Source organism: Niveispirillum sp. BGYR6, from assembly GCF_027568365.1.
Taxonomy (GTDB): Bacteria; Pseudomonadota; Alphaproteobacteria; order Azospirillales; family Azospirillaceae; genus Niveispirillum.
Map to the genome: position 1 here is coordinate 1 of NZ_JANLNL010000017.1, position 13,503 is coordinate 13,503.

Annotated in this window: 13 protein-coding genes; 3 read left to right on the top strand and 10 right to left on the bottom strand. The window is 66.1% G+C overall.

The genetic code is table 11. The annotated features are described in order from the left end of the window. Positions 1-275 precede the first annotated feature (275 nt). On the bottom strand, positions 276-824 hold the full coding sequence (locus PCJ49_RS23420) for a DUF4189 domain-containing protein (RefSeq protein WP_269913098.1): 549 nt from the start codon (positions 822-824) through the stop codon (positions 276-278). A 318-nt stretch (positions 825-1,142) separates the two neighbouring features. Further along, positions 1,143-1,337, bottom strand: a complete 195-nt coding sequence (locus tag PCJ49_RS23425; protein ID WP_269913099.1) for a hypothetical protein — start codon at positions 1,335-1,337, stop codon at positions 1,143-1,145. Between the two features lie 65 nt (positions 1,338-1,402). Between PCJ49_RS23425 and PCJ49_RS23430 the strand changes: the two genes are divergently transcribed. Next, positions 1,403-1,996 carry a hypothetical protein gene (locus PCJ49_RS23430; protein ID WP_269913100.1) on the top strand — a complete coding sequence of 198 codons (594 nt, stop codon included), beginning with the start codon at positions 1,403-1,405 and terminating at the stop codon, positions 1,994-1,996. A gap of 117 nt (positions 1,997-2,113) precedes the next feature. Here PCJ49_RS23430 and PCJ49_RS23435 read toward each other — a convergent pair whose 3' ends face one another. From PCJ49_RS23435 to hemC, 5 genes are all read right to left on the bottom strand, one after another. Further along, on the bottom strand, positions 2,114-3,109 hold the full coding sequence (locus tag PCJ49_RS23435) for a cobalamin biosynthesis protein (RefSeq protein WP_269913101.1): 996 nt from the start codon (positions 3,107-3,109) through the stop codon (positions 2,114-2,116). Between the two features lie 95 nt (positions 3,110-3,204). Continuing rightward, positions 3,205-4,512 carry a heme biosynthesis HemY N-terminal domain-containing protein gene (locus PCJ49_RS23440; protein WP_269913102.1) on the bottom strand — a complete coding sequence of 436 codons (1,308 nt, stop codon included), beginning with the start codon at positions 4,510-4,512 and terminating at the stop codon, positions 3,205-3,207. Beyond that, positions 4,509-5,975 (bottom strand): mitofilin family membrane protein, encoded by a 1,467-nt coding sequence (locus tag PCJ49_RS23445; protein WP_269913103.1) that lies wholly within the window; start codon positions 5,973-5,975, stop codon positions 4,509-4,511. Before PCJ49_RS23445 ends, PCJ49_RS23440 begins: the two co-directional genes overlap by 4 nt. Positions 5,976-5,997: 22 nt before the next feature. Further along, positions 5,998-6,702 carry a uroporphyrinogen-III synthase gene (locus PCJ49_RS23450; RefSeq protein WP_269913104.1) on the bottom strand — a complete coding sequence of 235 codons (705 nt, stop codon included), beginning with the start codon at positions 6,700-6,702 and terminating at the stop codon, positions 5,998-6,000. 11 nt (positions 6,703-6,713) lie between these two features. Further along, the gene (gene hemC / locus PCJ49_RS23455; protein WP_269913105.1) at positions 6,714-7,670 is read right to left on the bottom strand and encodes a hydroxymethylbilane synthase; all 957 of its coding nucleotides are present in this window, start codon (positions 7,668-7,670) and stop codon (positions 6,714-6,716) included. 80 nt (positions 7,671-7,750) lie between these two features. On the opposite strand from hemC, the gene tsaD reads away from it, so the two are divergent. Next, positions 7,751-8,815, top strand: coding sequence for a tRNA (adenosine(37)-N6)-threonylcarbamoyltransferase complex transferase subunit TsaD (gene tsaD, locus PCJ49_RS23460; RefSeq protein ID WP_269913106.1), 1,065 nt, complete (start codon positions 7,751-7,753; stop codon positions 8,813-8,815). 319 nt (positions 8,816-9,134) lie between these two features. On the opposite strand, the gene PCJ49_RS23465 is transcribed toward tsaD, so the two are convergent. The 3 genes from PCJ49_RS23465 to PCJ49_RS23475 form a co-directional block, all read right to left on the bottom strand. After that, positions 9,135-9,326, bottom strand: coding sequence for a hypothetical protein (locus PCJ49_RS23465; RefSeq protein ID WP_269913107.1), 192 nt, complete (start codon positions 9,324-9,326; stop codon positions 9,135-9,137). Positions 9,327-9,328: 2 nt separating this feature from the next. Then, on the bottom strand, positions 9,329-11,104 hold the full coding sequence (gene ggt, locus PCJ49_RS23470) for a gamma-glutamyltransferase (protein ID WP_269913108.1): 1,776 nt from the start codon (positions 11,102-11,104) through the stop codon (positions 9,329-9,331). 258 nt (positions 11,105-11,362) lie between these two features. Further along, on the bottom strand, positions 11,363-11,962 hold the full coding sequence (locus PCJ49_RS23475; protein ID WP_089286286.1) for a cold-shock protein: 600 nt from the start codon (positions 11,960-11,962) through the stop codon (positions 11,363-11,365). Positions 11,963-12,401: 439 nt separating this feature from the next. Here PCJ49_RS23475 and PCJ49_RS23480 point away from each other — a divergent pair, with 439 nt between their 5' ends. Next, positions 12,402-13,373, top strand: a complete 972-nt coding sequence (locus PCJ49_RS23480) for a methyltransferase domain-containing protein (RefSeq protein WP_269913109.1) — start codon at positions 12,402-12,404, stop codon at positions 13,371-13,373. The last annotated feature ends 130 nt before the right edge of the window (positions 13,374-13,503 follow it).

Genomic DNA, 13,503 nt, shown 5'->3' on the forward strand with positions numbered 1-13,503 from the left:
CGACGGAACAAGCGACGCGATCGTCACCATCTCAAGTTCCGTCTGTTGGGGCGTCTGGGGCTTAAGCATAAACACAGTGAATCAAAAACCCCCGCCATAGGCGAGGGCTTTGTCAGCAGTCTGGGGCGGCCTGGAGAGGGCCGCCCTTCGCTGGCAGGAAGAACCGGCGGAACGGGGTGGGTCAGGGGATATGGCCCCGCCCCGCCGGTCTGCCGACCGCCACCCGATGGGGATTAAGGTGACGGCCGTTCCTGTTTTCCAGTTAAATTAGGGAGTTAATTCTTCATCGCGGGGGCCGAGGCCTGGATGGAGCATTCCTTGCCATAGGTCTGGCACTGGGCCAGCGCATCCTGGCGGGCCTTTTCCTCGCTATCGCGGACCACCCAGCCAAAGGCGCCGTCGCTGGACATGGCAATGGCCTTGGCCCCTTCGGCCTTCTGATAATCGGCCAGCACCTCACCCTTCAGGTCGGCGGCATCGGTATTGGCGCGGGCCAGCTGGGCGAGCTCGGCGCTCAGCCCCTTCACCTCGGCCACGGTCTGACCGTCAACGGAGAAGATGCGACAATCATCCTTGGTCACCTCGCCACAGCGGGCCAGGGCATTGGCCCGGGCGGTGGCGCTGTCCCCGCCAGCGCTGTAACCGATGGCGCCATCTTCAGCGACGGCAAAGGCCTTCGGGCTGGAGAGCTTCAGATAGACCGCATAGGCATCACGGCCCGGCTGGCTGAGATTTTCCAGCGGATCGGTCTGCGCAAAAGCGGCAGTGGCGGGGGCGGCGATCAAAGCGGCGGCGATCAGGGCGGCCTTGGTGGTCTTATGCATGATGTCTGTCTCCTTGCCAGCATGTCAGTCGGCGCCACCATCATGGCGGCTGCCGGACTTTGCCTGGGTGGGGCGATCAGAAGACCCAGTTGATGGGTGATGTCCAACCCGGCATCGCACAAGGAACGACGTCACGGCGGACTTGTTCCGCAGACCAGCACCAAAAATCGGGAAAAATTGCGCTGTTTAGATTTTTCAAGAACTTGCCATATGGCAGTCAAAGAGGTTCTTACGTTTGGTCCCATTTCTGCCGCAAAGGACTGGATTTCGCCATAAAGGGGATATGATGGCCTATATTTGGTCTATGCTTGAATTGCTTCACAGGCCTAGGCCGGCAGCGATCAACCCGGCGGAGACGGTCAACCCCACCAGCAGCAGGCCGGCCACACCATAAAGCGCCATGGCGGCGCGCAGGTCGCGGCTGGTGGCCCGGGCTCGGCCCCGGCCCAACCAAGGTTCCTTCACCACCTGTTCACCCTCCCGCCGTGCGGCGCTTTCAGCGACACAAGACATGTCTCAAGGGCTATGATGGATGTCTTTTTGGAGTTTTCCACGCCACACAATTACTGAGATGAACCATGCCTCCACTCGATGAACAGTCTGACCTCAACCTTGTAGAAGGCTACCTGACCACCAAAGGTCTTATCGCCAGCCGCTTCAGTCTTGCTGAAACGCAGAGGGGAAAGACCCCGGATTTTCGGGTAACGCGGGGCAATGAGCTGGTCGCTTATTGTGAGGTTAAATCGCCTAATGACCCATGGTTAGACGTACTGTTGGATGAGGCAGTGCCCGGCAGCATTGTCGGTGGGCTGCGAGATGATCCTATATTTAATCGACTTGCTCGCCTCCTCATGAAAGCGGTCGAGCAATTCGAAGCAGTCAACCCGGAACGCACCGCTTTCAACATCCTAGCCTATGTCAATCATGACAAGGCGTGCGGTTTCGACAGCCTGCGTGAAACAGTGACGGGCTATTTCCATGCCGAGAGCGGTGGACAGTACGCAACTATGTTACAGCTAGCAGAGGGGCGTCTGCGCGAGCCGAAACGGAAGGTAGACGCCATTTTGTGGTTTGAAGCCAAAGAACGCCGGATGGTGAGCGCTATGATCAACGATAGCGACGAAGAACGAGAACAGCAGGTCCGCATTCTGTTAGGGCTTCTGAAGAAATAACGGGTAGGCAATCACTATCCTGATTCTTAATTCAGCTTCTTTTTCTGCTCAGAGAAGTAAAAATATATAACATTAATAAAAATAGGTTCAAAAGTCATAGTTTCTGTTTGGCGCTGTTCAAAGGCCTAGGCCGGCAGCGATCAACCCGGCGGAGACGGTCAACCCCACCAGCAGCAGGCCAGCCACACCATAAAGCGCCATGGCGGCGCGCAGGTCGCGGCTGGTGGCCCGGGCCCGGCCCCGGCCCAGCCAGGGTTCCTTCACCACCTGTTCACCCTCCCGCCGGGGACCGGCCATGGCGAGATCCAGGGCGCCGGCAGCGGCCGCCACCGGCAGGGCCAGCGGTCCCCAGGGATGGCGGCGGGCCGTGGCCAGCTCCCGCCAGCCGCCCAGCGCCTTGCTGCCCGGCACGAACAGGGCCGCCAGCAGCAGGGCCAGCGTGGCCAGTAGCATCGGCGGCCAGCCGGCCAGCCGCCGCAATTGCCGCACCACACCACCAAACTGGCGGAAGCGTGGCACATCATGGCCGATCACCTGCGCCATGCCGTCAATCGCGGCCCAGCCCAGCAGGCCCGGCAGGCCCAGTACCGCATACCAGAACAAGGGGGCTGCCAGCCCGCAGGCCAGCCGCAGCATCCCGCCTTCAATGGCGGCACGCAGCACGCCATGGATATCCAGGCTCCAGGTCTGGCGGTCGGTCAGGGGGGAGACGGCCTCCCGCCCGGCCTCCACCCCGCCGCTTTCCAGGGCTTTCAGCGTCTGGCCCATGCCGGTCCAGGCGCTGCGGATGGAAAGGGCGCGGGCCAGCAGCAGCAGTTCCGGCACCGCCCCCCAGCGGACTTCCCGGAAGGCAAAGGCCAGCACCAGCCCCAGCGACAGCGCCCCCAGCAGCAGACAGAGGCTGACCAGCGCACCCCGTGCCCGGCGGGCGGCGTCGCTGCGGTCGATACGGTTCAATCGCCGGTCCAGCCGGGCCGTCAGGCGGGCCACCAGCGTGGCTGGGGTAGGCAGCAGGCGGGCCAGCCAGGGACTGTCACCCACACAGGCATCCAGCACGATGGCAATCACCAGCAGCAGCAGGGCATCCACCCCGCCCAGATAAGGCAACAACATCCCGAAACCCCGCAACACCCGGCAAGCCAATCCCTTGGGTTTAGTGTGCCTGAAGGGATGTCTGAAAGGGCTTTTTTAAGAGAACAGAGGGTGCTTTACACCGCCACCGGCAATTGTGAAGGCGGGCGGCGCCAGGTGATGCTGTCAAAGCCGCCACAGGCGGCACAGACGGCGTGCCATTCCTCATGCGCGGTGCCGCAATTGCTACAGGCCCAGCCGGCATCGGTATCGGCACTGGCGATGCGGGCCAGCCAGTCGCGCGCCTGCGGGCCGTCGCCATGTTCGGCCCGCGCCAGTTCGGCGAACAGCCGATAGGTGGCAGCACTGGGCTCCACCGCCTCGGCCTGTTGCAGATGGCTGCGCGCCACACCCCACAGCCGGGCGGCAATCGCCGCCTTCGCCAGGGCACGGTGCGCATCGGGCGATTGCGGGGAAAGCGCCAGCAGCGCCTCATACCGCTTTACCAGATCCAGCGGGGTCTGTTTGGCCGACACCTCACCCCAGGCAGCAGCCAGATCGGGATGGGGGGCGATGCGCCAGGCCTGTTCCAGCACCTTGGTGGCCTTGGAATGCTGGCCGGCGGCGGCGCGCAGCCGGGCCAGTTGGGCGGCGGCAGGCACGCGGGCGGGGTCGAGATCGAACGCCGTCTGGGCTGCCTGCAAGGCCGCGTCGGGCCGGCCGGATTTGGCGGCAGCCCGGCTTTCCTCCACCAGCAAGGCACTGCGGCGCTGGCGGGCATCATCCCGGCCCAGCGCCTTGGTCTTCTGCGCCTTGGCCAGCGCATTGTCGGCTTCCAGCCAGTTGCCGCTGGCGGCTTCCAGTTCCGCCAGGGCGGCAGCGGGCCATTGCGCCTTGGGCTGCAAGGCCTGGGCCTGACGGGCATAGTCCAGGGCGGCGGCGCGGTCCCCGCGCTTGATCGCCTGGGTCAGCAAGCCCCGCAGGCCGAGAAATTCGGTTTCCTTACGCTCCAGCATCGCCTTGAAATAGCGGCCGGCCGCCTGCTCATCACCCTGAAGCTGGGCCGCCTGGGCGGACAACAGCAGGGTCAGCGGCGGTTCATGCAGCAGGCTTTCCGCCTTGGCGGCATAGCGCTTGGCCGCTTCTGCATCGCCGGCGGCCACGGCCACCATGCCCTGCGTCAGCGCGCGATAGCCCTGTTCGCGCTTCTTGGTATTGCGCCGCCGCCCCATCGCCCCCGGCCCCCGGCGCAGCGCCAGCCACAGGCGATAGGACAGCGCCGTCAAGGCCAACAGCACCAGCAAAACGGCCAGGGCCGCCGCCACCGGCATATCAATGGCATAACCCAGCCATTCCACCGACAGCCGGCCGGGCCGCTGGCTGATCCAGACGGCGGCGGCCACCAGAAGACCCAGCTTGATGAACAGGAAGATGGCTTTCCTCATGGCCGCCCCTCCCCATTGGTGCCTTCATGGCCGGACAGGCGGGCCAGCGCCAGATCGGCCAAAGCCTGGGCGGCGGCTTCGGCGGCCACGCGGGCCCGCGCCGGGGCCAGCCAGGGGGCGGCCTTTTCTGCCGCCGGGCCGCTCAGCTTTTCCATCTCCGCCACAGCCTTGGCGATACTGCCCTCATTCAGGGCTGCCTCTGCCCGGGCCAGGATGGCATCCGCCCCATCGCCCGCCACCTCACCAGAGGCGCGGCGGATGGTGATGATGCTGGACAGGCGCCCCAGCGCCTGATCGGTCCAACTGGCATCGCTGCGGGTACGGTCGGCGGCCAGGATGGCGGGGGCCAGATCGCGGAACTGCCGGTTCAGCGCCACATCACTGGCCAGCCCGCTTTCGGCACTGGCCGACAGCGGCGCCAGCGTGGCCGCCAGATCGGGCAGGTCGCGGGTCAGCGCCTGCACGGCGCGCAATTCCTTGGCATAGGGGCGGCCGGCGACCAGGGCAGCCTGCAACTGGCCGATGGCCACCACCAGCCCTTCACCGGCGGATGCCTGTTGCTTGCGCGCCTCCAGCGCGTCCACCCGTCCGCCCAACTCATCCTGCTTCTGGCGCAGGCTGCTGTGGCCATCATGCAGGCCGGGCAGCAGGGCGGTCAGCTTTTCCAGCCCGTCGACCCGCTGGCCCAAAGCCGTCACCTGATCGCGCAACGGCGACAATTGCGGTTCCAGGTCCGAAGGCGCGGCGGGGGGCTGTGTGGGGGCTGGCGTGTCGGCAAGCGGGGCAGGTGCTGCGGTTGCCGGTGCCGCCGCCAGTTGGCGGACCTGGGCTTCCACATTATCCAGCCGCTTGGCCAGGGCGGCCACCTGGGTGCGGTCGCTTTGCGCATCGGCGCGCAGGGCGGCGATTTGCGCTTCCAGCGGTGTCACGTCAACGGTCGGCACCGGGGCAGAGGCCGTCACGGCCATCTGCTGCTGTTGCCAATGGCTGTAGCCCGCCACGGACAGGGCCGCCAGGGCCAGCAGCAGGGCCGTACCGCCCAGCAGGCGGCCCCCGCGCCGGCGGGGTGGCGGGGCAAGGTTGGGGGCGGGCTTGGCGCTGGGGGCCGGGGCTGGCCGTTCGGCCTTGTCATTTCGGGTATCGGTCACTTCCCGCTCCAGTTCGGCCAGACGGCGGCGTTCAGCCTCCGTCGGTGATTGTTCGGGGGCACTGGCGGCATCAATCTCCCCGCGTGTCAGGGTGATGCCATGGGCGGCAGCGGCGGCGGCCAGATCATCGGCCACGGACAGCGGGATGAAGCCGCGTTTGCGCCAAAGCTGCACATCTTCTGCCGGCAGGCCCAGCTTGCCGGCCATGGGGCGGATGCCGCCGAATCGTTCGATGATGCTGTCGGTGGCGAGGGCGCGGGCCTTTTCCGCCGGGCTGCCGGCGACAGGGGCCTCCCGGTTCATCTCGTCCGCCATTTAACCTCCTTAACACACCGGTTCAGGCACCCTTGCCAGACGGCAGCAGTGCCAACAGATGGTCGGCATCGGGCGATGCCGCAACCTTGACGTCCCCCCAAGCCGGGCCTGCAATGGCCTCGGCGACGGCCTGGCTGATGCACAGGGCCGTCAGCCCCGCCATCGCGGGTGCCAGCCCCGCCTTTTCCACCAGGGTAACAAAGCAACGCGCGGTGCGGGCGGAAAAAAGCAGCACCGCGCGAATCCGACCATCCGCCAGGGCAGCCTGCGTCTGATCATCCAATATGCTGGCCGGCACAGCGCGATAGGCGATGTGCCGGTCCAACCCGATCCCGTGGGGGCGCAGCAGCGCGGCCAGATCGCCGGCCACATCCGCCCCTGAAACATGCAGCAAACGCCCAGGCCCCGCCGGCGGTTCCCGCACAATCAGGTCGGCCAGGGCATTCACATCGCCGGCCGCACTCAACACCTGGGCAAAGCCCAGCCGCCGGGCCAGATCGGCGGTGCGGTCGCCTACGCTGTAAAGCAGCAGGTCGCGCCGTGCCGTCAGCCGGGCCAAGCCCCGCACCCCGCTGGGGGAGGTGAGGACCAGGGCCGACACATCCGGCCCGATCACCAGGGGATCATCCAGATAGGCAATGTCCAGCAGCGGGCAGATCAGCGGCTGATGGCCCAGCCGGATCAGCTGGGCCGCCGTTTCATCGGCTCCCGGCTGGGGCCGTGTCACCAGGATGGCTCTCACACCACCGGCCCGTCAGCCACCGCGTTGGGGGCCTGGAAGAAGTCGGATGGCAACATGGCCTTCAGCTCATTCCCGGCATCCACCCCCATCGCCAGCGCATCAGCCACGGCACCGCTCCGCGCGGTGGTGAACCATTGCCGGCCGTCGGGGCGAATCACCAGGGCCTTCACCGTCAGCGCCGTTCCGGAAATCAGCGCCAAGGCGGCGATCGGCGTGCGGCAGGAACCATCCAGCGTGGCCAGCACGCCGCGTTCGGCGGCCACGCGCGACGCGGTTTCCGCACAGTTCAGCGCGGTGACATAGGCGTTGGTGCGATCATCGCTGATGCGGGTTTCGATGCCGATGGCCCCCTGGGCCACGGCGGGCAGCATCACATCGGGTTCCAGCACAGAGGTGATGCGGTCGGCCAGCCCCAGCCGGCGGACGCCGGCCATGGCCAGCAGCGTGGCATCGACATGCCCTTCCTCCAGCTTGCGCAGGCGGGTCTGCACATTGCCGCGAAAGGCGATGACGCGCAGATCGGGCCGGCGCATCAGCACCAACGCCTGCCGGCGCAGGCTGGCCGTGCCCACCAGGGCACCGGCGGGCAGATCATCCAGCGTGGCGGCCTTGGGGCTGATCCAGCCATCGCGGTGGTCTTCGCGCGGCAGCAGCGCCGTGATCGCCAAGCCGTCGGGCAGCCAGGTCGGCACATCCTTCATGGAATGGACCGCCAGATCGACGCGGCCATCCAGCAGCGCCTCCTCAATCTCCTTCGTGAACAGGCCCTTGCCGCCGGCCGCCATCAAGGTGCGGTCCTGGATGCGGTCGCCCTCGGTCTTGAAGGTGACGATCTCGATAGCGTCCGGGGACGCCAGTTCGGGGAAGCGCGCGGCCAGACGGTCGCGGGTTTCGTGGGCTTGCGCCAGCGCCAGCGGGCTGCCGCGCGTACCAATGCGGAGAAGGGCTGTCATACCCGCTTCAATATCCTTGAATGGCTTCGCTGGGAAGCCTCCCTTGCCGTGGCAACGCCATGCGACTAGCTTGCCTGCCCATGATCATACTCGGAATCGAAACAAGCTGCGATGAAACTGCTGCCGCCATCGTTGCCGCCGATGGCGACGCGGCGCCCGGTCGCGTGCTGTCCAATGTGGTGCTGAGCCAGCTTGACGATCACCGCCCCTATGGCGGCGTCGTGCCGGAAATCGCCGCCCGCGCCCATTTGCAGCATCTGGACCGGCTGATCCGGCAGGCCCTGGATGAGGCCGGGATGGGGCTGGACGGCATTGACGGCATCGCCGCCACCGCCGGGCCCGGCCTGATCGGCGGGGTGATGGTGGGGGTTATGACGGCCAAGGCGATTGCCGCCGTACGCAACCTGCCCTTTGCCGCCGTCAACCATCTGGAAGGCCACGCGCTGACGGCGCGGCTGACCAACGGGGTGACATTTCCCTTCCTGCTGCTGCTGGTTTCCGGCGGCCATTGCCAGTTGCTGGCGGTGGAAGGGGTGGGCCGCTATCGCCGGCTGGGCACCACCATTGATGATGCGGTGGGCGAGGCGTTCGACAAGGCGGCCAAGCTGATGGGCCTGGGCTATCCGGGCGGGCCGCTGATGGAACAGGCGGCGGGCCGGGCCACCGACCCCAGCCGCTTCCCCCTGCCGGTGCCGATGAAGGGCAGGCCGGATTGTGATTTCAGCTTCTCCGGCCTGAAAACGGCGGTGCGCCGGCATGTGGAATTGCTGGGCGATGCGGCCACGGATGCCGACATGGCGGACCTTGCCGCCTCCTTCCATATTGCCGTTGGGGACAGCCTGATCGACCGTTGTGACCGGGCGATGAAGCTGTTCCGCGAACAATGGCCGGAAGGGCGGACGTTGGTGGTGGCCGGCGGGGTGGCCGCCAACCAGATCTTGCGGGCGCGGCTGACCAAGCTGTGCGCCAAGCGGAAATTTGATTTCGTGGCCCCGCCGTTGAAGCTCTGCACCGACAATGCGGCGATGATCGCCTGGGCCGGGCTGGAACGGCTGCGCCTGGGGCTGGTGGATGGCCTGGACTTCGCCCCCCGCCCCCGCTGGCCGCTTGACCCGGCTGCCGCCAAGGCAGGGGCGAAGGCGTAGCTGTAGGCGATGTTTTAGAGCCCGGCCATAAACTTCCTACGATTTTCCAGTTACTTAACCGTCATTCCCGCGCAGGCGGGAATCCAAAATTCGCGCTGTCGTATGGATTCCCGCCTGCGCGGGAATGACGCTGGATTGGTATCGGCGGCGACTGCCGCCGCGCGGCTCGTGCCGCGTTAGCCAAGCCAACGGATGTTGGCGCCGGCGCCTGAGGCCGACGAAGGGTTGACCAAGGGTCAATCATTCGGCGGATTGGTATAAGTCTTTGGGAGACGAAATAAATTTCAGGCCTAACCTTATTGGGTCAGCAGGGTTGCACCTACTTGCCACTGTTTTCTTCAAGGTCGCCAATCAGGCTTTCGGCGTCGCTGAACCGGGCTTGATCCTGGCGAATTATTTCCTCCGCTTCCGCCATCGCTTCACGGGTTTTTCGGTTGGGCACCTTCAAACCAGCAGGAGCGTATTCCTGCCCTGGTTGCGGGCAATCTGAACCGCATTTGCCGTCGGACATGCTCAATCCCCCAACGCCACCCCATCCCGCCGTGGATCAGCGCCGCCCTGCCAGCCTTGCGCGGTCCAGCGGATGGCGTGGACGCCGCTATTGATGGCTTCGCGCTTCACCTCATGCCCCATGCCGGCCAGGGCGTCCGCCAGCCGGTCGGCCTGGGGCAGTGATTCGATCTGGGTGGCGCCGTTGCGGTTCAGCAGGATGGGCAGGTTTACCGCCTGCTGCGGGTCCAGCCCCCAATCCAGCATGGCCACCAGCGCCTGGGCGACATAGCCGATGATGGCCGTACCGCCGGGGGAGCCGACGGCCACCACCGGGCGGCCCTGTGCATCGAACACCACCATCGGCGACATGGAAGAACGCGGCCGGCGGCCAGGGCCGACCGCCCCCGATACCGGCACCCCATCCTTCACCGGCACAAAGGCGAAATCGGTCAATTCGTTATTCAGCACCATGCCGGCCGCCACCAGACCGGAGCCGAAGGCGAATTCCACCGAATTGGTCATGGAGACCATCCGCCCCTCATCATCCACAATGGAAATATGGGTGGTGGAGGGCAGGTCCAGGCCAATGCCCGGCGGGCGCGACAAGGCCCCCTGGCGGGTGGGCGGGCTGCCCGCCGGCACCTTGCCGATCGCGGCGCGGGTGGGGTCGATGCCACGGGCCCGTTCGGCCAGATAGGCTTTGTCCAGCAAGCCCTTGATCGGTACGGCCACATGGTCCGGATCGCCAATATAGGCTTCCCGGTCGGCATGGGCGCGCCGGCTGGCCTCCAGCAGCAGATGCCAGGCCTGCGGGCTATCCTTACCCAGGGTTTTCAGATCATGCGGGGCCAGCAGGGCCAGGATTTGTAGCACGGCGATGCCCCCGCCCGAGGGCGGACCCATGCCGCACACTTTCCAGACCCGGTAGGCAACGCAGACGGCATCACGCTCCACCGCCTTGTAAGCGGCGAAATCATCCAGGCTCAGCACCGGCGGGCCGTTCGGCCCCGCCACCTCTTTCAAATGGGCGACGATTTCCTGGGCGATGGGGCCACGATAAAACGCCTCCGGCCCAGCCTTGGCCAGCAGGCGCAGGGTGGTCAACTGGCCGGGAACCGCGAAAATCTCCCCCAGCGCCGGGGCGCCGGCCCCGTTGCGGTAGAAGACCTGCTGCATGTCCGCACTGGTGGCCAGCATCTTCTGCCATTCGCCCAGCACCGTCACCATGCGCGGCTGGGCCGGCACCCCGGCTTCCGCCAACCGGATCGCCGGTTCGAACAGTTTGGCCCAGGGCAGCTTGCCATGGGCGGCATGGGCCTGGGCCATCATGGCCACCAGCCCCGGCACGCCCACCGCCCGCCCGCCCTTCAGCGCGGCGGGGAAGGGCAGCGGCTTGCCATCAGGGCCGATAAACAGGTCGGGCGTCACGGCGGCCCCGGCCGTTTCCCGCCCGTCATAACTGGTGACCTTGCCCCCCGGCTCGGCCAGCACCAGAAAGCCGCCGCCGCCCAGGCCGGAGGATTGCGGTTCCACCAGCCCCAGCACCAGTTCGGTAGCAATCGCCGCATCCACCGCACTGCCGCCCTGGCGCAGCATCTCCTGCCCCGCCGCCGCTGCCAGCGGGTTGGCGGCCACCACCATATGGCGCTGGGCAGTGACCAGTTGCTTGGCGGTTTGCTGGCTGGCCGGTTCTGGTGCCAGTTGGGCCAATGCCGGCCCGGCCAGCAGGGCCACGAAAGCCAGGCCGGTGAGCAGGCGGCGGGTCAGCCGGGCAGGGGAGGGGAAAGTGGATCGCATCAGCCGTCCCAGGGTTGGGCCGGCCAGGGCCGGCGGAGGGGCCATGAGCCATGGTCACCCGGACCGCAACGCATTTGCAACATGGGGATGCTGCGGCCGCATATTTTTTCCAACCCCGACTCGGGGGCCATGCCGCCGCTGCCGATCACCGAAAAAGATAAGGGGCGCCATCCATGGGATGGCGCCCCTTACCTGACTTCAAGCACGCTAACGCAGAGCGTCAGGCCCGAAAGCCTGCTGAAATGCCCGAGACCACGCTCAGAGGATTTCCACGCGGTTGGCCTGCGGACCCTTCTGACCCATGCTGGTGTGCAGACGGACGCGCTGTTCCGGCGTCAGAGCGCGCACGCCCGAGCGTTCCAGAGCGGTGATGTGGACGAACACGTCCTTCCCGCCGCCATCCGGGGTCACGAAGCCGAAGCCCTTGTCGGCGGAGAAGAACTTCACCACGCCTTCGATGGTTTCGGTCGGGCCGTTGTCGAAGGAACGGGCAACGCGCGGGGCGCGCGGGGCGTCGCCGTAGCGGTCGCCGCCGAAACGGTCCCCACCGCCGAAGCGATCACCACCCGGACCACCCGGCGAACGGCGCGGGGCCGCAGCGGTGGAGGTGTCGACATTGTGGATCGAGGCCACCTGCGGACCCTTCTGGCCCTGGGACAGGTCGCAGACGATGGTGGTGCCATCGGCCAGCGCATCATGGCCAACGGACTGAACGACCGAGGCATGAAGGAAGGCGTCGGGCGACCCATCGGACAGGGTCACGAAGCCGAAGCCCTTCGTGGGGTTGTACCATTTAACCGTAGCGGTGACGCTACGACGGGTGATCTGCGGGCTCTGCGGAGAACGGCGCTCGTACATGTGGTCTCGAACTCGACTGTCGAAATTGTCAGGAACTTCACCGGGTGACCGGCTGCAAGGACAGTACCCGCTTCTGCGCCGAACGGAAAGAACATCCGCAAGGCACCAATCGAGCAGCCACCCCGAGATAGACCCTACACCGTCTATCCGGCGGATGCACGAGGAAAGCCGCGCCTGACGCGTAAGAATAGGCCCTTGAAACGCTGCCGCATTCATACGCGTGCGGCGATCCGGCGGGGGAAATCGGTTGCAGATAAATTGGTTAAAGTAACCTTACCATCACTTGTGGCCGGATCGGCCTCTGGCTTCTATTACCAGTATATGACGGCGCAAAAGGTTAATCCGTTGCCCTGCGGCCACACCAAGACTGTTTCGCAGGGCGCGCCGAAAGGGTAATGTGTGGGCCGAACCGCTTCCAGGATAACGAAACGCCGCCCGCATGGCCGCTACCCGCAGCAGCGAAGACATGGCTGTCACGCCCCCCACGCTCAAGCAGAGGTTCCTGGCTTGGTGGGAAGGCTATGACATTATCCGCCGCGCCGGCCTGCATGAAGGGGATGGCGGCGCAGGCGGGACCGATTCGGCCGGGTCAGCGGGTCCGGGCGGGGCGGGCGGCCGGCATCTGAACCGCAGCGGCAAGCCGCTCTGGACCGCCACCCGGATTGAGGTGGTGGAGAAAATCTGGGGTCCTGGTTTCTGTACGCCGGGCAGCGAGGAGTTTATCCCCACCCTGGTGAAGCCGCTGGGCCTGAACCCGGCGATGAGCGCGCTGGATATCGGCGCCGGCCTGGGTGGTGCGACCCGCGCCATGGCCCAGCAATATGGCGCCTGGGTCACGGGGCTGGAACCCAACCCGGTGCTGGCGGAGGCGGGCGCCTTCCGGTCCCAGAAGGCCGGGCTGGCGCGCCAGGCGCCGGTGATGACCTGTGACCTGGAAAATTTCGGCTGGTCCAAGCGGGTGGATGCCATCTTCGCCAAGGAAGCCTTCTTTGCCGTGCGCAACAAGGATGGGCTGATCGATGGCATCGAAATGGCCCTGAAGCCGCGCGGCCAGTTGCTGTTCACCGATTATGTGCTGGACCACAGCCAGCTGCGCGGCCGTGATTATGATGGCTGGCTGCAGGCCGAACCGGTGGAACCCCATCCCTGGACGGTGGAACAATATGCGGCGGCCCTGGCGCAGCGGAACCTGGATATCCGCATCACCGAGGATAATTCCGACACCCAGCGCTCCTTGATCCTGAACGCCATCCAGACGCTGGTGAAGCATCTGGAGACGGTGTCGATGGACCGCGACACCAAAATCGCCGTGGTGCAGGAGGTGGAGATGTGGGCACGCCGCGTCGCGGCCCTGTCAGCGGGCCTGCGTTACTACCGATTCTATGCCTTGAAGCCGGCGGAGCTGGAGTAGGCGGGGCGGGAAATCCCGCTTTTCAGCCCCGCAGAGAGGGGTTGCAGCGGATTTCCGCCCCTGTCGGTTGACAGGCGGGGGGTGTTGTGATTATGTCCGCGCCTCGCAAAACATGCCTCCAGCGCCGAGT